Genomic DNA, 18892 nt, shown 5'->3' on the forward strand with positions numbered 1-18892 from the left:
TAAGGAAGCAGTGCACAACTACCAACTACCGTTGTGTTTGGACAGAGATGGTTTGCTCCCCTTAATGAGGTTTTCCCTATATGTCTCACACTTCTCATTCAATGTTCTCGAAGATGCAGTCGCGTCGCATGCTTCCCGCCACGATCAGTTTATTGGCGGCTGCGATCTTTCAAACCACGGTGCCTTCCGTCGCGATGGCGCAGGGGTTGCCGACCGCCGGTGTGGTGACCCAAGGGCAAGCCAGCATTAATACCGCTGACGGCTCGATGCACATTAACCAGATCACACACAACGCGGTAATCGGTTGGGGATCGTTTGATATTGCCAGTGGCAACTCGGTGAGTTTTCACGTACCTGGCGGCGGTGCAACACTGAACCAGATTGCCGGCCCAGCGAGTCAGATTCACGGCAACCTGAGCTCCAACGGTGCGCTGTTTTTGGTCAACCCTAATGGTGTGTTGTTTGGTCAAGGTGCACAGGTGAACGTCGGTTCCCTGGTCAGCAGCGCCAGTCACCTGGATCAATATGACTTCATAAATGGCAATTATAACTATAACTTTACGGCGGCCGGTGCCGGGACCATCAGCAACGCAGTCACGATCAATGCTGGTTCCGGTGGTTATGTGGTGTTGGCAGGGGCTGGGGATATTCAAAACAACGGCACTATCAATGTGCCGGGCGGCTCGATCCAGATGGTGTCGGCCGATACCTTTACTCTAACGTTGCCCACGGCTAACTCTTTACTGGATCTCACAGTAGACGCCACAGCAACCAGTACCAAAGTGAGCAGTGGCGGTTTTGGCACCTTGACCGCCAACGTAATCACTCTCAATGCTGCCCAAGGCGTCGTCAGCACTTACGGTACTGCCAAGGCAACCTCTATCGGTGATCTCAAAGGCTCGATCAAGATGTCTGGTACGCGATTGTTCGTCAACGATCACGTTGAATCAGACGGTACTATCAGGCTGAGCAGCCAGGGCACCACGCGTATTGAAGGCAACCTTCTCGCGGGCCAAAACATTGAGGTAAAAGCCAACGACTCAATTACTGCCGCCAATTCGTACATTGAATCTAAAAATGGCGCAGTTGAATTGTCCACTGAGCGCAAAATTTTCATGATTGCTAGCAATGTGGTGGGCAATGACATCAGCATGAGTGCTAAAGGCGGTGGTGCAAGCCGGGACGAAGGTACTGTGAATATTTTAAATTTGACGTTGATAGCGTCTTCAACGAGTCAAGATCACGGCAAACTTCAGATCAACGGTTATTTTGATTTCAACGGACCCGCCCACCCCTTTGAAGACAGCAAGAAAGGTGTTGCGATCAAGGGCAGCACTTTGAAGGGTCATGAAACTGCGATCACGGGATCAGGTTCAGACGGCGTTCACATGGCGGGGGGTAATACTCTCGTCGCTAACGATATCAGCGTTGTGGGCATTGCTCCTGCCGGAGCGCTTACCTAGGACTATAGGTCCGGTGACGGTGTAAAGCTCACTGGCATCAATACATTTACAGCACTTAATAAAATGAGCATCCGCGGTAACGGTGACCGCTACGTTGTGATGCTGTCCGGTACGGGTATCTTTAAAGCGGCCAATTTCAGTGTGAAAGGTGACAGTGTTTTACATGCTCCTGAAGTCAATTTCGGCATAAATTTTAATGGCATCAACTTTAATGGCAGCCTCGACCCGCAACACCCCGGTAACTATGAATTCATCAGCAATGGTGAATCTGTTGCCATACCTCGTTATCTCTGAGAGATAGCATAAAGTAGCCATTGGGATAAGCACCTCGCTCTATGGGGGCACGGTGTCTATTAGCGTGCTCCGCAGTGAAATTTTACGCTGCGGAGCAGCGTCCAACCCGCTTCGTTCTACCCCCGCCCAACGTTGGCTCAGGTATTTTAATGACCCGCTCATATTCTTCTGGAGGCTCGCCGGTTGCGGCCCCTCTTTTCATTGCGCTTGTTGCCGCCGGTTTGGATGTTTCGGCACAGGCTAATCCCGTGGCCCCCCCGTCTGCGGGGGCGCTCGGTAATCAACTCAATCAAGAGCTCCCACAGCGCTTGCCCTCCAGACCCATCGACATCCCCTTACAAGACAATGCCACGCAACCTCCGGTTGACACGCAGGACGCGAACCTGACGGTCAGGCTTGAGCGCGTACGCTTTGACGGAGCTCAGGTACTGAGTGACGCCCAGTTGCAGCGTGCCGTGCTGCCGTGGCTTGGGCGCGATCTCACCCTGGCTGAACTGCGTACCATGATGGCCGCGGTTGAACAGCTGTACCAGTTGCATGGCTACCTGGCGGTCAGTGTGGTATTGCCTGTTCAGACCATGCTGGATGGTGAACTGAGGTTACTCGTGACGGTGGGCCGATACCAACAACCTGTGGTCAACACCGCAGGTGAGCGTGAGCAAGCGTTTCTCAATGCACTGGTGGTGCGTGCCACCTGCAAGCAGGCATGCGATGGGCAAACCTTGATTGAAACCGCGCAGGTTGACCGTGCGTTGTACCTTGTTAACGACTTGCCAGGTGTCAGTGCGCGGGGGACTTTGAAGGCCGGGCACCTCCCGGCAACCAGCGCATTTGGGGTTAACGTTGCGCCCATCAAACGGGTGGGGGGGTACCTTGATTTGAACAATTTTGGCAATGCCTACACCGGGCGCGAAGTGCTCAACGCCGGCGTGCAACTCACCTCGGCCTTGCTGGTCGGGGACCAGTTAACACTGGATGGGGTAAGCAGCCTGGAAGCCTTGCAGCATGCCACCGGTTTGCAACAGGTCAGTGCGAATTACAGCCTGCCGATTGGCACGTTGGGCACCCGCTTCGGCGGCGGCTTCAGCCACTTTGAATATCGGCTCAACCAGCAGTTTGAACCGCTCGATGCACATGGCCAGGCCGATACGGCGAATGCCTGGGTCAGCCACCCCCTGTGGTTGTCACACAAAGGCCGGGTAGATGTGCGACTGACCCATGAACAGTCTCGTTATGTGGACGAACAATTACGTTACGCCCGTGCGCGTGATGTGGATACCACCACTTTGGATGTGTCCGGCACGCTGTACGGCAACCGCAAAATCGCCGGGTGGCGGCTCTCCACTACGATGGGGGCGCTAACCTACCACGACCCACTGGATCAGATGTTCGACAGCGCCACGCGTAAAAGCGCGGGGCACTTTACCCGCCAGCGCCTGGATGCCTTTGGCTTGATGGGATTGGACTATAACTGGGCAGTGTATGGCGCGTTGAGAACTCAAGTGAGCAACCGAAACCTGGACAGTGCGCAAGGCTTTGTAATGGGGGGGGCGAATGGCGTACGTGCGTTTAATAGTAACGCCGCCTCTGTCGACGAGGGTTGGCAGGCCAGCCTTGAAATGCGTTACCAGCGCCCAGCACTGGGCCTGCAATGGACAGCTGCCGGATTTTATGATGCCGCGCAAGGGCGCGTCAACCGCAATGCCTGGGGGGCGGGCAGCGATGCCCAGCTTCGATTGTCGGGAGCCGGTGTATACCTGGCGGGCGCGCAGGATCAGCAATACAGTGTACGGCTGACCTATGCGCAGCGGTTGCGCGATAACCTTGATGCGGATGTAGGCTCAGACCAATTGTGGCTGAGCCTTACCCGGTTTTTCTAAACGACTCAGGTGTTAATGCTTGTCGTGCTCAAGCAGGTTCAGGTATTGGTCAATCAACTCAACGCCCTGTATCGGTGAATTATGCCCGGCGATAATCGCGTCAACGGGCAGTTCACCGCTGTCGATCAGGCCTTGCAACTTCTTCAACGTTTTCGGGTACTCGGTACGGTTGGCGAACGTCATGTTACCCAGCTTTTCCTTGAGGATGCAGTTGCCATACAAGACACGCTCCTCTGGAAAGTACACAAAAATCCCATCTTCGGTATGGGCTGCACCTAAATACATCGCGCGAACATTACCGTTTTGTAACGTAAAGTCGCCGGGGTGTACCTTGTCCGGCAGGCTTTGTTCCAACACCGGGAAGTGCTCCATCCCTTGGCGGGTGAAGTCGACAATACTGCGCCACTGGCTTTTTTCCAGGTCATAGGTCATCTGCGTGGAGACGATACTCGCGCCGCGCTTTTTCCAGTACGCGTTACCGCCCGCGCGGTCGGTGTGGTAGTTGGTGTTGATTACGTCCTTGATGGGCAGGGGGCTGACTCTCCTGATTTCCTGCTCCAGCTTCTCGGCGGTTGCTGGGGTCCAGGTTGCGCCGATAATCGTGATGTTTTGCGCACCGATGTAGACCATTGAATTTTCTTGCACATACTCTTTGTCTTCAACGATGTAGAGCGGGCCTTTGAAGTGGGTGAGAGTCAGGTTCGTGTCGTTAGCGATTACCTGACAGGTGACGCAGGCCATGCTAAGGGCTGAGAGAATACTGCTAAGCTTCATAAGGGTCCTAGGAACGTGTGGATGTTAAATAGGTAGTTGATTTATTGTGTAATGTAACTGGAGTTAAATGGCAGCAAGGGGGCAGTAATAGCTGAAGCGCCACCTATAAAATCGGCCCATTTGATACTTTGCCAATTTTTACAGCCGGAGTGTCTGCAGCCGGAGTATCTTAAGCTAAAGTCTTTCAACAATAATTTCATGTGAAAACCCTCTTCCATCGCTGCGACAAACGTGTTATGCCCGTCGCCGGAAACGTATAATTGGTTTTTAATATAAGTGACGCTCACCTGGGGAATGACGTCTTCCGGAGTGAACAGCTTTTTCCTCATCAATGAGGATTTTTTGGCGCTTTCTTGGCAAGGCAGAATTAATGAGTAATGCTGTCCTACTATATTAGTGGGGTGAGATTTACAACGGAATATTCAGTTGTTTCTTTTGGCAGTCCCGACAAGCCGTTTGAACATGGATACGGGTATTGACGGCATATGCGTTACGTCTATGACGCCCATCACAACACCTGCTGTGTGTGATGCGACCAACGGGCGCTGGCACTCGTGCGTTGTACTCATTCCAAAACTCATTGCAGTACTGCAATGAAAGCACTTGTTGTTAATTACAAAATTTTTACAGTAAGAGCATGATGCTGCCATCGCTGATTTCTCTCGTGATTAATGTGCTGTTCAAAAAGGTGGTCACAGTAGCTTCTTCATGCGTTGCACAATCCAGGGCTGCTATGAAGCGACATTGCGTTGCGGTAACTGCCGCCCATTTATGGATTGACCATGCGCACTTCAAACTGCCCCGGACCCTCCCATTCTTCATCAGCGCTCACGCGCGTTCCCGCACGATCGATCCTGGCTTCGATCTCAACCTGTACATTCGAGTATTCACCGGTGGCGGGGGCGTCCCTACATAGGGGGACAGTTCCTGCCCAGACTGAACAAACAGTTCTGATACAGTGGCTTGAAGAGCATCGAGGGGGCGTAAGCGAACCGATTTGCTATCCAGTTGCGCATCAATAACCTTCACAATGAATACACTCTTGTCGGCAAAGCGATAGCCTTGTTCATGACTTCTTTGCCCTTTGAAAACTAAGGCCATAAGGTTATCGGTGCCGCAGGTTGCGGACAGGTTAAGTGTTCTTTTGCCCAGGCTCAGCAAGGCTGACCCTCTTACCGCAACAGGCTGACCTCGGTTGAGTCTGCCAGGTCGAGCGTCGATTAGCTGAGCTTAAGCTGGCATTGCTGTTCTGCCTGCGCGGGATTGCTGATAGGGCCTAAGCCCAGCAGAGTAATGAATGCCAATACATTCAGCCTTGGGTGCATATAGAGGTACGAGAGTGATTTCAAGGCGTTCATCTCAAATAGCCACATAGGTCGCGTCGAGGGTTTCGATGATTTTCGACAGGTCGGCATGCTTGGGTCGGGAATAATGGATCTGACAGGTTTCTTCGTTGGGAAACTTGACGTTTAATTGGGTGCCGGGCTCCAACGTCGGAAAATAAACTTTGCCATTACCAATGCTAGTCGTGACGTATTGCTGGTGTTCGCTGAATACCGCGAGACCTTTGGCCAGCGGCACGTCCTTAGGGTCTTTAACCACGAGCATCGAGCGTCGAGTGGTGCTGACGTTGAACGCGACTCGATTGACTGAACCGCGGCTGGGCTTGAGTTTTTTCACGCCGTTACCTATATCGACGTTACGGGGCAGCGACGCGTCGCTGACGGACAGTTGGCTGTCGCGATGGGGCGTAAGACTCGACGCAATGGTTGGCCAAACATATCGGTCCAGTCCGGCCCGCGCGGCGTCATGATTTTTATGCCTAACAGATCACCCACCGAGACCACGCCGAACGTGTCATCGACCGGGTAAGGCGACAGCGTAACGCCGTTGCCGTGAGTGACCACCGCACCACTGAGGCGTCCGTTGTAGCTGGTGTTGCCCTGACTAGAGCGGTTGTACCCTACGTTGAGCCGTGCGTAGCGTGGCAGTAGGCTGGCCGACGCCGCGACGTTTGTGAGACGGTTCACATCGTCATGATCCGCACGCACCTGGTAGCTGGCGCTGTCATTGATCTTGTCACTCAGGGTTGTACCCACACGGGTACCCTGTTTATCGGTATTGGCGTAGCTCCTTACGCGCTCACCAAAAGGCATCGTACGCTTACAACCGTCGTCACTGGCAAATGCTGACAAACTCATAGAAAGGGCGAGGATCGAGATAAAAAAAGCATGTTTCACGTGTGCTGCTCCGGCGTGTCAAAAGTTGGCGAAGGCCCAGAAAGCCTTAAACTTGTGTAACGAAAGCCAACCCATTGCCAATCCGTTTACGTTAAATCTGCTTCTTAAAATGCATCAAGTTAGTGCAGTTGCACCTACCGTTATTCCCTGCGGTAGAAGTGACGCCGCAAATCATAGCGAGCAGGGAAACATAACCGGAGTGAATAGGTGTGAATTCACGATTCGTGATTATTGTTTGTTTGAGTTGCGCGCGACCCCCATCACCTTGCAAGTCACGCCGAACGGCGCGTTGCGGGCTGCTTGGACGTGGAGTGGGGGGGGTAGCGCGCAGGGCGAAAGCTGAGTGAGTGTTGGGGTGTGAATTTTTATAAAGCGCACCGGGTGATAAGTTTTTAGTTAGAAGAAAGTGTTCGTGTGTGTAGGCTGTTCAAATAATAAATTTCCTAATGTCCTATGCAATTCGAAACGTTGAGGTGAGGATGTATAAAGTCGTCGTTATTGATGGGCAAGCACTCGTGCGCACGGCCATTAAGGTGGTCTTGCGTCGGAATGATTTTGCCTGGGTGGGCGAGGCGGATAACGGCGCTGATGGCCTTGATCTTGTACGCCAGCACAGCCCTGATTTGGTGATCTTGGATATCCACCTCTCCAGGGTCAATGGGTTGGAACTTATGGAAAAGATCTACAGCTTTAATAACAGCATTGGGATTCTGGTGTTGACGTCCTGTTCTGCGCGTCATTATTACAGCCGATGTCGTGCGGCGCGGGCTTCTGCATTCCTTTCAAAAACATGCACTGTTGAAGAGTTGGAAAGGACCGTCAACTTGCTAACCAAGGGGCGCGCAGGTGTTCCTGGCGACACTGCTCGCGCTCCCGCACTCAGTGACAGCCTCGCCAGTGAGACGTTGCTGATCAGCTCGCTGTCAAATCGTGAGTTGATGACGTTTGAACTGTTGGTACGCGGCATGAGCAATAAGGAAATAGCGTGCTATTTGCAGCTTAGTAACAAGACCATCAGTACCTACAAAACGCGGCTGCTGGAAAAGCTCAATGTGTTTTCACTGGTTCATCTATTTGAGCTTGCCAAGCGCAATGGTTTGGTTGACTAGGTTGCGTACGAAGCGCGCCATAGTTCTTCTGTGGGCGCCAGACGCGACCTGCGAGGCGGCGCGTAACGCTGCGCATGAAGAATGTGTTTTATAAATTTTGAGTCGCAATAGTGCGCCGCTCGTTTTAATTTTCCCTTTCGTCTGGGGCTGCATAAGCAGATGCCAAGGCCTTAGCCTGCCTATCTTTTGCGAACAAACGTCACATACAGAGGTTTAGAGAAGTGTCGATTTTTGATCAAGTAATAACGCATCGCTCGATTCAGTGGACTGATTGGCGGTGGCAGCAGAAGAATGCTGTGCGTGATGAACCTGCTCTTCGCAATGCCTGTGGCGGTTGGAGTGCAGAGGTGACCGCTCATATTGAACACAACTTGCAAGATCGCAAGATGCAAATCACACCGTACTATATTGATCTGATCCTGCGCTCTCTCGATGAAGGTGAGGTGACGGAACATCCGCTGTGGCGGCAGATGGTGCCTTACTGGAGTGATAATGTGCCGGGGGATTACGACGGCACTTCGGAAAATTGGGAGTTGCATCATGAGATGAAAACCCCTATCTGTCAGCACAAGTACGACAACCGCGTGATCTTGCGGATGACCAATACTTGTAATGCGTACTGCCAGTTTTGCTTTGAAGCCCTGCGTACCTTGCAGGTCGCTACCGAGAAGGCCAATGCTACTAGCAACTCATTCCTGGACTCGGTGGAGTACGTACGCAACAACCCGGCCATTGAAGAGGTTATCCTCAGCGGTGGCGATCCGCTCATGCTGGCAGACCGCCGATTGGAGGAGAATCTGGCGGCGTTGCGCTCGATCAGTGACGACCTGCTGATCCGTATTCACTCACGTGCCTTGAGCTTCAATCCGTTTCGCATCACCGACGCGCTGATCGCGATGCTGGAGAGGTACAAGGTCAACGCTTTTGGTGTGCACGTCTGTCACCCACTTGAACTCAGTGACGATTTTGCTTTAGCGGTTAAGCGTATCCAAAGCGTGGTGCCGATTGTCTTCTCCAATATGCCATTGTTGCGAGGTGTCAATGATGATGAAGCCACGCTGCATAAACTGTTCATCGATCTTTATCGCCTGGGTGTAAAACCGTATTACTTGTACCACTTCATGCCTTTTTCACCCGGCGCAGCAGAATATAAAGCGTCGATCAGTCAAGCCATTGCGATTATGGACCGTCTCAAACGACGCGTCTCCAACATCGCGATGCCGGAATATGTTCTGCCGCACGCACAAGGCAAGTTCACCGTGCCACTGATGGACGTCGAAAAGCCTGAAGACTTGCCGCGTTTTGAGGATCGCGATGGGCAGCGCTATTACTGTTTTCGTAACTGGGAAAATCAATGGTGCAGTTGGCATGACGCCTGAGCAAACTTACGGACTGAGGCAGGACACGTTATGACCCAAGACGCTATTCTATTTATTGATATCGACGACAGCGTATCTACCTGTTATCGCTACCGTGAACCGCATTTTTCCGTTGCTCGCGCGCAGGGTATGGCGTGTTTGACGGCTGCGGTGTTGGGGCGTCATCACCTGCAACGACTACGTGATGACAGTGATGAAGTCTTCTTGCTCGATACGCTCAGTGAAGCGGCCATTCTTGGTTTGGTCGGCAATCTTGATGCTCGATACACTGTGCGCGCAATTTTTTGCCAGGCAGGCCATCCATCTGCTCAAGGTGAAGTGGGGTGTATTGTAGCGCGCGCCTGTAAGCAGCTCGGCCTGGTCTACAGCTGCCCCGATGGCATTGCTGTCTGTAACAACAAGTTTTTGATGCGTCGAGTGCTGAAAAAACATGGCCTACGTACCGTGCCGTTCGCGCTCTGTAACACCGAGCAGGACCTCAAGCTGGGGGCTGATCGGGTCGGTTATCCGCTCATCGCCAAACCGGCATTTGGCGGTGCTTCCGCATTTATCAAGAAATGTTTGGATTGGGCAGAACTGCGCAGCCATTACGCGCATTTTCTGAGCGATCACGGCGCAGCGGCTTTCGGCGACTTCTATGGCTGCGCGCACACCTTGCCCGAGGAGGAAGGGCAGCGGTATGAGTATATTCCAGGGCGCAGCATTCTTTTGGAAGGCTATATTCCCGGCATCGAAGGCAGCGTGGAATGTGTGGTTGTGAACAAGCGGATTCATCCGCTTTTAATCAACGAAAAACTGCTGCTCACGGAGCGAAGCGGCACCGTTCTCGAAAACTTACTGATTTCCCCGCCTGCGTCCTTTACGCCGGCGCAATGCGAGCAGATCCGTCAGTACGCCGTGGATTGCCTGCGTGCGACTGGCCTGACCAACGCCGTGGTGCATTTCGAGTTTCGAATGACAAAAGATGGCCCTGTGGCTATTGAAATTAACCCGCGCTTGGGCGGCCTCTATGTCAACGCGGCGTTCCGTGACCTAGCAGCCATCGATCCTTACCAGTTGTATCTCTCTGTGTTGCTGGGCGAGCAGGGGATAGATAGGCAGCTGGACGTAGCAGCACAAAAGGTTGCCGATGCAAGGCAAAGCTACGCGATGTTGGCGATCTATCCGGAGCACAGCGGTCACTTCAAGGGGGTTGAGGGTGTGGACTACTTGGATGTCAACGAGCGGGTACTGGAGTATGCGCAGCAGGATGCCGGCTGCTATATCGACGCGGATATCGAAGAGCACTACTTGCTCAAGTGCTGGGCCAAGGTCGACGATGCCAAGCACGCCCATGCCCTGCATGATGCAATTAGGCAAAACTTGCGCGTCATCATTGACATCCCGGATGCAGGATAGCGCTATGAACATCTCACAGATTTCGGCGGACCTGCGCGTGCACCAATACTGCCATTGTCGGGACTTTCGCCGGTTAATTTCGATTGAGCCCGGTGAAGAGCAGAGCTTTCGCGCGTACTGGTCAAATCTGGTGCGTGATGAGGCGTTCAAGGCGTACACCCATCGTGAGCGCCGGATCCTGCGTTACCGTTTGCTGCCTTCGGGCCAACTGCAGATTGACAGAAATGCTGCTTTCAAATCATCGGTCACCTATCCCGTCAACTATCGCCAGGGCGTGAATAACTTGAGCTACTGTGAGGATGGCTTTATCGAGCATCCGCTTCTGCAAAAGCTACTCGCTACAGACCTTGCGGTGATCGGACCGCACCTGGGCGAGCAGTCCTATACGATTGACATCCACCAATTTCGGGTCAGGGCGGATGCGCAATCCAGCAGCCCGACCACCTCGGGCATTCATCAGGATGGATTAGACTGGGTATTTATGCACTTCATTGGTGAGCGCAACACAGTGCCGGTGGTCTCTGAGGTCTTTGCCACTGAGGCGCAGAACAGTCAGGTGTTGGCGCTGGCAATGGAGCAATTTCTTGAAACCATCGTGATCAATGACCGTGGGCTTTATCATCGGGCCAGTGATGTGCGGCCGCGGGCCGATTCGGAGCCAGCCTGGCGCGATGTGTTGCTGGTAAGCCTTCGCAGCGTACTCACTGATAAAGAGGCGCTGCCTTCATGAGCAACGATCCGCAGTTGACCCCGTCGACCCGAAACTCGCGCCTGATCATCTTTGCCAGGGGCATTTCGGATTTTGGTTCGTTTCTCAACATGGTGGCACTGTCCACCTACGTCTATTGGCTTAGCGAAAGCGTGGTGTTTGTCAGTATCTTCCTGGCCTGCCGTGTCACTGGCGGGATTGTTGGTAGTCTGTTCGGCATTCCGTTTTTCCGACGTTTTGCCGGGCGTGGCACGTTGGCCGGACTGGACTTGAGCAGGGCGCTGTTGTTGATGCCGCTGCTGGTACTGATACCGGCGCATCAGCTCATCCTTCTTCCGTTCATCGCCTTTGGGATCGGCTTATGCAACTCGCTGTTTGCCATTGGCCTGAACAGTCAGATGCCCACTTGGGTAGCGCTTGAGCAACGAGTCAGCACCAATGCGTGGATCACCTCTGCCGCGGCCACGGGGGCGGTCTTCGGTAGCTTGCTATCCGGTTTGCTGATCGCGGCGGGGGGATTTGAAGCAGTGTTTGCCGTCAACATCGTCACTTATGTCGTGGCCGCTAGCCTGATCCAGCCGCTACGCGCGTTGTATTCAGCGGCCGTTGCCACGCATCGGGCGCTCTCTGCTGAGTGGCACGAACTGAGGAAAGGGCTATGTGGCGCGCCAGTGCTGGCCGCTATGTTGTTGATCAGCATGCTTGATACTCTGGGTAGTGCGGCTCATAACGTCGGCTGGCCCGTACTGTCTCAGTACATTTCGCCTGACACCGCCAAAACGGTCATGGGCTATCTGCTGGCGGTTTGGGCCTGTGGCAAGTTTATTGGCGCGCGACTGGCCAGTACGATTTTAAAAGGCCGCGGCACCCACAGCATGGAGCGGCTATTCATTGTGGGTGTGGCGCTCATGTCCAGCGGTTTTATCCTGACCTTTCAGCAAACCGAGTTGTGGGTAGCGTTGGTGTTGGTGGTGTGGGCCGGCCTGGGCGATGGGTTGTCCGAGGTGGCCTTGGTGTCCCGCGCGCAAAGTGAGCCCGATAGTTTGCGCCTGCCGCTGTTCAGTTTATTGACGCTGATTCAGATGGCCGGTTTCGGCGTGGGGATGCTGGTAGCCGGGCCATTTTATTTGGTTTGGACGCCGGCTCAGGTGATCGTGTTATTCCATTCGTTGCCTTTGACCGCGTTGGTGGTCATGGCGATATGGATGAAAAGACGGGCATAGTTTTGCGGGCAGGGTAGGTTCGGTAGGGAATTGTGGCATCAGGGCGATTTTGGCTGTGTTCATTCGCCGCCAGGATCGCTAATAGTCTGATTTTGGATGGTTTTCTAGTTGGAATTTAGCTCAATCACAGCTATTCACTTACTGTTGTGCTGGCTGTTTATGAAGATTGGCGGAATAAACGTAAACGCTAGTGCGTTCTTTGCATTGCTGACAATTAAGATTTGTGGCCATACGGACGGTGTGCTACTTACGTGAGCGGCAAAGAAGGCAGCTGTACAATGAAGGTCTAGTCTAGACGGTAAAGGGGTTGCTCACGCGAAATACTGAAATCGTGGGTTACATGCAACAACCTCGTGATAAATTCTTTGACTGCGCGGTTAAAGTCGCAAATATATTACGCGCTAATAACATCCGGCATCGCGTAGTAGGTATGTTGATCTGGAGTTCTCTTTCCCGCTCGACCGATACGCACTTTGTCGTGTCGGTCTACGACTTGGATGACTCACTTAACCGTGTTAATCGCGATGAGCCTTTTATTATTGATACGACCTCCGAGCAGTTTTTAAACTGTGGGGCCGCTTTTCAAATGCTTTGATGAGTGGCGTAGCCAGTTGATAGACGGTACGGCATTGGGGCTAAAGCAGGTTAAACTGAAAGAATATGACAGTTTTTGTCATGCGCGGAACGAGCTGCATACGTTTTACGGTTACCCAAGCGAATTTGATGGCGGCTGCCTGGCCGCACCCAGTTGGTATATAAAGTCTCGGAACGATACAGCATTGGCAGACGCTTTTGAAAATCCCTTTTTACAAAAAACAACGGTACCGCTCTCTCCTTTAGAGGGGGCGAATAGCGTTATTCGAAATATATTGGCCCGTCGAATTACCATTGGTTAGTTTCCATTTAATGTAAGCACTCTTTAATCGTGTGCTGAAGAACCTCTGGATCTTTATCAACGTGATTATGTGCGGCACTGGGAATATTTCATCTTGGACTTGAAGGTGGCGGGTCTCAATGAGCCTGAGCAGTTGCCGGGGCGCCTGTAGCGTTTGTCACAGGAGGAGGGGGCGTTAAGTCGGTTGTTACAACTGATCGACCGCGAAACCCGTTTAAGCCTCAGTGCTGACAAGAAAGGCATGATGGCACGTTTGCGCTCACGGCACGCCTGGGCGTCGGGGACGTTGCCAAGGGGCCATCGGAGTCGAGTGCGGTAACGCAGCACTTCGCGCCGTTTCATCGGTTGACCAAATCTGTCGAGGGGCGTCCCGGTTTCTTGGATCAACTGCGTGGAGCGCTGGCATACGCCGAGGTGCATCTGTCTGCCCGTGAAACGGCGACAGCCTCTGGCCTGTCGGCACCCGACGTCAATGCGCTTGAGCGCCTGAATACACTGACGAACATCTTGCCGCTGCTGATAAGACCGCTGTTGAGTGACATCGTTAAAGTGGGTAAAAGGTTGGGTACGTGAACATCAGTCCGTGACGCTTGCAAAGAAATGGGCAAAAGACTTAGGGCCTTACTGTCAGCGTGTGGTGGAAAAACGCTACCCTTTTGATCGCGATGCGAGCACCGATGTGCCACTGTAGGCGTTTAACCAGTTATTTTCTCCTGACGGGTTAGTGCAGACATTTGCGCGTCTTTATCCTCGTCGGCCCCGAAGACGAAAGCCTCTTGCTACGCCCCGTTAACAGAGCACTCGATGGCGACGAGATTTATCCCTCGATTCTGCTACCATTCGACCGTGCGGAGCGTATTGGCAAGGTTTTTTCCGGCAGGCGCCGCTGAGGCCCGGATTGATTTGGAGCTAAGCCCGGTGACCATGGACGAAGAAATCGCCTCCTTCAGTCTGGTGGTGGATTACCGTGAGCTGAGCCCTATTTTACCGAGCTTGTTTACTTGGCCGTCCCAAGTGCTGGGCACACGACTTAAGTCGATGGTCACGCTGTTGGACGGGCGCACCGTACAGCAATCGCAGGAAGGCGCGTGGGCGTGGTTTCGTTTACTCGACCAAGGGCGGCTGAGTGCCGGGCCCTCTGCCGACACGCAGTGGCTGACGCTTTCATTCGACGGCTACAGGGTCGTCCTGCAGGTACGTAATGTGGGCTTGAGCAGCCCTTCAGTGACGCTAATGTGCGAGCGTCTCGTTGTCCCTATTCGCAGCAACGTAATTGAGCATCGCCCACAGATCAGTGATCTGCGGACAGGATTAATCTGCGCAGATTTATTTCCTACAAGTTGCCCTACAACCCCCACGATTAAATATTGTTACTTTCCTCTGCGGTGATCACCACGGAGCTCTAATTGATGAAAAAAGTAATGTTGGAAAAAACACTTGGCCTCGCTGTTACCCTGGCCTCTTCCCAAGTGTTTGCGAGCGGCTTTGCGCTTAACGAACAAAGCATCAGTGGTATGGGGACTGGTTTTGCAGGGCGATCGTCCTCGGCAGAAGACGCCAGTACCGTTTATGGTAACCCCGCCGGTATGGTTCGTCTGGAAAGCAAGCAAATAACCGGTGGTGTGGCTGTCATTGATGCTTCAACTAACATCACTCAAGCCAGCGGCAGCTCAAGTGGTACTAACAAGGGCAATATGGTTCCGCTTACCGGTGTGCCATTTGCTTTCTATTCCCAAAAGCTCAACGAGCAATGGGCGGCGGGCTTTGGATTCTACGCACCGTTTGGCATGGTCGCCGATTATGAAAAAGGCTTCCAGGGCAAAGCCTTCGGCAGCAAGAGTGAGGTAAAAGTCATCACGCTCCAGCCAACTATTAGCTATGCATTCAACGATAAGCTGTCTATCGGCTTTGGCCCGACCATTAACCGAGCTGCCGGCACGCTAGAGTCGGATATCAACCTTCCGGTCGCGGGCCTGGATTCCAACAATATCAAAATCAAGGGTGAAAACACGGCGTTTGGTTTCAACGCAGGCATTCTGCTTCAAGCTACCGACAGCACGCGGGCGGGCCTGACTTACCATTCGAAAGTGAAGTACAAACTTGAGGGGCACACTGAAGTCGCTAAAGGTGGCAACGTTCCTGCCGGAGCTCTGGCCAGTGCTCGATACGACGCGTCGCTCAAGATTGACACGCCTGAGTCCTGGGACTTTTCGGTGACGCAAGCTGTGAATGCTGATTGGAAGCTCTATGCCGGGGCCACCTGGACGCGCTGGAGTCGCCTGAAAGATATTACTGTGAACAACAATGGGGTGACTACTGCCAACGGTAATTCTGCTCCGACGTTGTTCGGAACCATTAAGGAAGAGCAAAATTGGCACGATACTTGGGCCTATGCCGTGGGGACTTCCTACCGTTTGAACAAGCGGTTGGTGTTGCGGACCGGTTTGACCCTTGACCAATCGCCGACCAACAACACTGATCGCTCGCCACGGATTCCTACAGGGGACCGGACCATCTTCAGTCTCGGTGCTGGTTACGATGTGATGCCGAACATGACTGTCGACGTGGCTTATGCCTACCTCAAGGAAGAGTCGGTCAAGGTTAACCGCACCAACGCGCTGGGCCAGTACTACAAGGCCAAGTACGAAAACAGCGCCAATGGTTTCGGCTTGGGCATTACTTACCGCTTCTGATTCGTCGCCGTCTGAAAGCCCCGTTCGCTTTTAAGAGCGCGGGGCATTTTGGTTTATGGTTATTTAAGTGGGTGCCACAGGCGCTGTTGAACCGCCGAGCACATGATGAACATTGATTTTTTGCTCCCTGCGTAGCGAGGTTTTATGCGCCATTATTTTTTAACGATTGCTATGTTATTTTGCCATTTCGCCCTCCCTCTGGCGCAGGCAGCTGAGCCCTATGTCGAGTTGCCTCGTAGCGCTTGGTTAGCGCCTGGCGAAAAAGTAGAGGTGGCAGTACTATTTTCGTACGGTTGCCGGTTCTGTCGTGAACTTGAGCCCCGGCTTAATTCATGGGTCGAGCAACTCCCCAGTGATGTGCACTTTGCCCGTATACCGGCGATGGCCGGAGGGATCTGGAATACCTACGGACAGTTGTATTTGACGCTGGAAACCCTGCAGGTCAAACCCGCGGTGCATGCTGCGGTGTTTGAGGCGATTGGCAATCGCCAGGCATTGGCCACACCTCACGAAATGGCATTGTTCCTGGCAGGGCATGGGGTTGATAAGACGATATTCCTTGATACCTACCAGTCATTTGCGGTTCAGGCGAAGGTCAAGGAAGCCATCCGCAAGACTTCGGCCTTTGAAGTGTCGAGTGTTCCTGTATTGGTGGTAAATGGCAAATACCGTTTCGACCAAAGCGCGGGCGGAGCACAAGGCATGTTGACGCTGGCGGAGGAGCTGATAGCCAGGGAGCGGGCACTTCTTAAGTGAAGCGTGAAATCACAACCGTTAAATAGCCCGGCGATTGTTGGGCTGGTTTGATATCTGCTCAGCTTTTTCCGTGGTATCACTACCCAATATCGATCTTGATCAGTTCTCTGATTCGCTGCTCCAGCGCCCTGATAGCGTCGGGTGTTCTGCTTGCAACCACGCGTCCACTGCAAAGATTTCTTCAAAATTGCCGCCAATAGACGTACTGGGGCTATATGGGTGTTGACGCTGAGCACGCCAGGCAGCTGGCGTGCGGTTTCGGTGCCCAGGGTGCCTTTTAAAAAGCCACTGACCCGTGGGTAGACCGCAGACCTGGCATAATACCCAGAGGTCTTGGGCGGCTCGGGGAAGTTAAAGGGTTTGCCCAGCAACTGTTGGACGTACACCGCTGCAAAGTCCACCCCGCGCAAAGCCAGCAGGCTTTCTCGTAAGCGTATTCCACCGACGCGCGGGTTAACTTCGATGATGCTGGTCCGGCCTTTGGAGTCGTAACGTAATTCAACGTCACAGAAGCAGTTTTTCAAACCCAGAGTGTTCAATACAACAGGTTCGGTAGTTTATTGATCGGCCCGATCAGTCAGCAATCTCTACTGTTATCAGCCTTCGAAAGGTCGGAGGTTGCGACGTGTACGTATTGACTACGGCGTTGATGCCTGCACGTTAAACGAGTACTTGGGGGCGTCACCCTGGTTAACGACGCGGCGCTATGAATTGGGTACTTACAGTCGCCGGGGCGATGGGTTCGACGTCACAGTGCAAAGTGGGGAAAGAACACTTCGCTATGGCATCCAGATGCAAACGTCGCCTGCCAGCTTCAGCTCACTTGCCGTATGGGAGATTGAAAACGCCTGCTGCGTTGGGTCCGTGACCTTTGACTTCGCTAAGGTAGATCGGCAACTTCTGTTCACTCACTGGCAAAATGGCTGTGCAGAGTGCTCAGCATCCTGCACTCGGTTTCGTCATGGCTGAAGACGATCACAGCAATAGCTGGACCAGAATTTGGCAAGAACACGATGTGACTATTGAGGCGCATGGTCATCCGGTTGAACTAGGCATCAGGTATGCTGTGTTTCAATTGTTACAGCAGGGGCTCGGGGCACCGAAGCTTAAATCTGGCTTGATATGGCCAGCCAGGGGGCTTTCCAGCACTTATCACTCAGGGGCTACGTTTTTCGACACTGAGTTGCATAAATTCGAGTTCTGGTTGTGGAATGCGCCGGACGTGGCGCGGGCGTTGATCGACTTTCGCCACCGCACGTTGCAGGGGGGCGTGGGATTTTGCCCGAGCCACGGACTTTGCGGGTGCACAGTTTCCGGAAGCGTCCAACGATCTTGGGCTGGAGAATGAGCCTCGCTATGTCTTTTCATACCGGGGTGGCGAGGTCGTACGGGAATGGTGCGTCGATGAGGTGCTGCAAATCTCCGCAGACGTGGCCTATGCCGTGGCGCGATATTGGGCAGCAACCGATGATCAGGCCTATATGGAGGCGGCAGGGTGCGCGCTTATCTCGGACTGCGCCCGATTTGCCGTGTCAGCGTTCAAGTGGTCCGATCACAAAGCGCCTATGTCATTGGGCCTGTGATGAGGCCTGACGAGTATCACTACCATGTCAATAACCGCTTTTTCACTAATTACCTGCTTCGGTGGTGCATTACCTATGCACTCTCTTGGACCGATCGGGGTTTTCTACCCGCCGTTCATGACGATGAACTAAACCAGTAGCGTAACGTAAGTGGGCAGGTGTAAGTTGCCATGGATGATCGTGGATGGGATCTCGATTCCTGAAGAGTTTGAGGGGGACGCCGATCTTCCCGAGGCTGAGCCACGAACCTGCAAGGGCGGGGCCCGCGGTTCGCGGATGAGCTCGAACGAGTCGCGGCGCAACAGCTAATGAACTTTGATTTCAACGTGGTGAAGCAGGCGGATGTCATTCTTCTGATGTCGATGTTTGCGGACGGTTTCTCTGATGAGGTGAAGCGTGCAGCCTTCAACTTCTACGCGCCTCGGACCGTTCACAAGTCCTCACTCAGTTAGGGGCCTCACGCACGCGTTGCCGCCGATATCGACGCCCTGAATCG

17 protein-coding genes and 1 pseudogene are annotated in these 18892 nt (G+C 53.3%); 15 read left to right on the forward strand and 3 right to left on the reverse strand.

Annotated features, from left to right (window positions below; all coding sequences use genetic code 11):
• Window positions 1-80: 80 nt before the first annotated feature.
• The 3 genes from AC3WP7_RS11610 to AC3WP7_RS11620 all read left to right on the forward strand — a co-directional run bounded on the left by AC3WP7_RS11610 (window position 81) and on the right by AC3WP7_RS11620 (window position 3637).
• Window positions 81-1463, forward strand: coding sequence for a two-partner secretion domain-containing protein (locus AC3WP7_RS11610; RefSeq protein ID WP_102591906.1), 1383 nt, complete (start codon window positions 81-83; stop codon window positions 1461-1463).
• Between the two features lie 63 nt (window positions 1464-1526).
• Complete coding sequence (locus AC3WP7_RS11615) at window positions 1527-1757, forward strand: hypothetical protein (protein WP_146012689.1); 231 nt, start codon at window positions 1527-1529, stop codon at window positions 1755-1757.
• A gap of 149 nt (window positions 1758-1906) precedes the next feature.
• Complete coding sequence (locus AC3WP7_RS11620; protein WP_158243784.1) at window positions 1907-3637, forward strand: ShlB/FhaC/HecB family hemolysin secretion/activation protein; 1731 nt, start codon at window positions 1907-1909, stop codon at window positions 3635-3637.
• Between the two features lie 12 nt (window positions 3638-3649).
• On the opposite strand, the gene blaPFM is transcribed toward AC3WP7_RS11620, so the two are convergent.
• The 3 genes from blaPFM to AC3WP7_RS11635 form a co-directional block, all read right to left on the reverse strand.
• On the reverse strand, window positions 3650-4411 hold the full coding sequence (gene blaPFM / locus AC3WP7_RS11625) for a PFM family subclass B2 metallo-beta-lactamase (RefSeq protein WP_102591908.1): 762 nt from the start codon (window positions 4409-4411) through the stop codon (window positions 3650-3652).
• A gap of 1359 nt (window positions 4412-5770) precedes the next feature.
• Window positions 5771-6091 carry a FimD/PapC C-terminal domain-containing protein gene (locus AC3WP7_RS11630; protein ID WP_146012690.1) on the reverse strand — a complete coding sequence of 107 codons (321 nt, stop codon included), beginning with the start codon at window positions 6089-6091 and terminating at the stop codon, window positions 5771-5773.
• Window positions 6092-6099: 8 nt separating this feature from the next.
• Complete coding sequence (locus AC3WP7_RS11635) at window positions 6100-6651, reverse strand: fimbria/pilus outer membrane usher protein (RefSeq protein ID WP_102591911.1); 552 nt, start codon at window positions 6649-6651, stop codon at window positions 6100-6102.
• Window positions 6652-7130: 479 nt separating this feature from the next.
• Between AC3WP7_RS11635 and AC3WP7_RS11640 the strand changes: the two genes are divergently transcribed.
• The 12 genes and pseudogenes from AC3WP7_RS11640 to AC3WP7_RS11695 all read left to right on the forward strand — a co-directional run bounded on the left by AC3WP7_RS11640 (window position 7131) and on the right by AC3WP7_RS11695 (window position 18848).
• Complete coding sequence (locus AC3WP7_RS11640) at window positions 7131-7760, forward strand: response regulator transcription factor (RefSeq protein WP_158243785.1); 630 nt, start codon at window positions 7131-7133, stop codon at window positions 7758-7760.
• A gap of 221 nt (window positions 7761-7981) precedes the next feature.
• Complete coding sequence (locus AC3WP7_RS11645) at window positions 7982-9139, forward strand: KamA family radical SAM protein (protein WP_102591913.1); 1158 nt, start codon at window positions 7982-7984, stop codon at window positions 9137-9139.
• Window positions 9140-9169: 30 nt separating this feature from the next.
• Window positions 9170-10537: an ATP-grasp domain-containing protein gene (locus tag AC3WP7_RS11650; protein WP_102591914.1), complete on the forward strand. Its 1368-nt coding sequence runs from the start codon at window positions 9170-9172 to the stop codon at window positions 10535-10537.
• Window positions 10538-10541: 4 nt separating this feature from the next.
• Window positions 10542-11267 carry a 2OG-Fe dioxygenase family protein gene (locus AC3WP7_RS11655; RefSeq protein ID WP_102591915.1) on the forward strand — a complete coding sequence of 242 codons (726 nt, stop codon included), beginning with the start codon at window positions 10542-10544 and terminating at the stop codon, window positions 11265-11267.
• On the forward strand, window positions 11264-12469 hold the full coding sequence (locus tag AC3WP7_RS11660; protein WP_102591916.1) for an MFS transporter: 1206 nt from the start codon (window positions 11264-11266) through the stop codon (window positions 12467-12469). The genes AC3WP7_RS11655 and AC3WP7_RS11660 overlap by 4 nt, the downstream gene beginning before the upstream one ends.
• A 340-nt stretch (window positions 12470-12809) precedes the next feature.
• Window positions 12810-13064 (forward strand): hypothetical protein, encoded by a 255-nt coding sequence (locus tag AC3WP7_RS11665; RefSeq protein WP_492561378.1) that lies wholly within the window; start codon window positions 12810-12812, stop codon window positions 13062-13064.
• 1104 nt (window positions 13065-14168) lie between these two features.
• Window positions 14169-14753 (forward strand): type VI secretion IcmF C-terminal domain-containing protein, encoded by a 585-nt coding sequence (locus AC3WP7_RS11670; RefSeq protein ID WP_102591918.1) that lies wholly within the window; start codon window positions 14169-14171, stop codon window positions 14751-14753.
• Between the two features lie 20 nt (window positions 14754-14773).
• Complete coding sequence (locus AC3WP7_RS11675; protein ID WP_102591919.1) at window positions 14774-16057, forward strand: OmpP1/FadL family transporter; 1284 nt, start codon at window positions 14774-14776, stop codon at window positions 16055-16057.
• Between the two features lie 144 nt (window positions 16058-16201).
• Complete coding sequence (locus AC3WP7_RS11680; RefSeq protein WP_102591920.1) at window positions 16202-16813, forward strand: thiol:disulfide interchange protein DsbA/DsbL; 612 nt, start codon at window positions 16202-16204, stop codon at window positions 16811-16813.
• A 961-nt stretch (window positions 16814-17774) separates the two neighbouring features.
• Entirely contained in the window at window positions 17775-18161 is a 387-nt protein-coding gene (locus tag AC3WP7_RS11685; protein ID WP_207240284.1) for a hypothetical protein, read from the forward strand.
• Window positions 18082-18536 (forward strand): annotated as a pseudogene (locus AC3WP7_RS11690) (hypothetical protein); the annotation flags it as partial. The gene AC3WP7_RS11685 and the pseudogene AC3WP7_RS11690, both read left to right, overlap by 80 nt.
• Window positions 18537-18704: 168 nt before the next feature.
• Entirely contained in the window at window positions 18705-18848 is a 144-nt protein-coding gene (locus AC3WP7_RS11695) for a hypothetical protein (protein WP_207240286.1), read from the forward strand.
• Window positions 18849-18892: the final 44 nt, after the last annotated feature.

Source organism: Pseudomonas sp. FW305-3-2-15-C-LB1 (assembly GCF_058787615.1).

What these genes read in the sequence shown, in the direction of transcription:
- AC3WP7_RS11620 (WP_158243784.1), top strand. Translation starts at nt 1,907, where the DNA reads ATGACCCGCTCATATTCTTCTGGAGGCTCGCCGGTTGCGGCCCCTCTT.
- AC3WP7_RS11640 (WP_158243785.1), top strand. Translation starts at nt 7,131, where the DNA reads ATGTATAAAGTCGTCGTTATTGATGGGCAAGCACTCGTGCGCACGGCC.
- AC3WP7_RS11655 (WP_102591915.1), top strand. Translation starts at nt 10,542, where the DNA reads ATGAACATCTCACAGATTTCGGCGGACCTGCGCGTGCACCAATACTGC.
- AC3WP7_RS11610 (WP_102591906.1), top strand. Translation starts at nt 81, where the DNA reads ATGTCTCACACTTCTCATTCAATGTTCTCGAAGATGCAGTCGCGTCGC.
- AC3WP7_RS11675 (WP_102591919.1), top strand. Translation starts at nt 14,774, where the DNA reads ATGAAAAAAGTAATGTTGGAAAAAACACTTGGCCTCGCTGTTACCCTG.
- AC3WP7_RS11695 (WP_207240286.1), top strand. Translation starts at nt 18,705, where the DNA reads ATGAACTTTGATTTCAACGTGGTGAAGCAGGCGGATGTCATTCTTCTG.
- AC3WP7_RS11660 (WP_102591916.1), top strand. Translation starts at nt 11,264, where the DNA reads ATGAGCAACGATCCGCAGTTGACCCCGTCGACCCGAAACTCGCGCCTG.
- AC3WP7_RS11615 (WP_146012689.1), top strand. Translation starts at nt 1,527, where the DNA reads ATGAGCATCCGCGGTAACGGTGACCGCTACGTTGTGATGCTGTCCGGT.
- blaPFM (WP_102591908.1), bottom strand. Translation starts at nt 4,411, where the DNA reads ATGAAGCTTAGCAGTATTCTCTCAGCCCTTAGCATGGCCTGCGTCACC.
- AC3WP7_RS11650 (WP_102591914.1), top strand. Translation starts at nt 9,170, where the DNA reads ATGACCCAAGACGCTATTCTATTTATTGATATCGACGACAGCGTATCT.
- AC3WP7_RS11680 (WP_102591920.1), top strand. Translation starts at nt 16,202, where the DNA reads ATGCGCCATTATTTTTTAACGATTGCTATGTTATTTTGCCATTTCGCC.
- AC3WP7_RS11670 (WP_102591918.1), top strand. Translation starts at nt 14,169, where the DNA reads ATGGCGACGAGATTTATCCCTCGATTCTGCTACCATTCGACCGTGCGG.
- AC3WP7_RS11685 (WP_207240284.1), top strand. Translation starts at nt 17,775, where the DNA reads ATGGCTGAAGACGATCACAGCAATAGCTGGACCAGAATTTGGCAAGAA.
- AC3WP7_RS11665 (WP_492561378.1), top strand. Translation starts at nt 12,810, where the DNA reads ATGCAACAACCTCGTGATAAATTCTTTGACTGCGCGGTTAAAGTCGCA.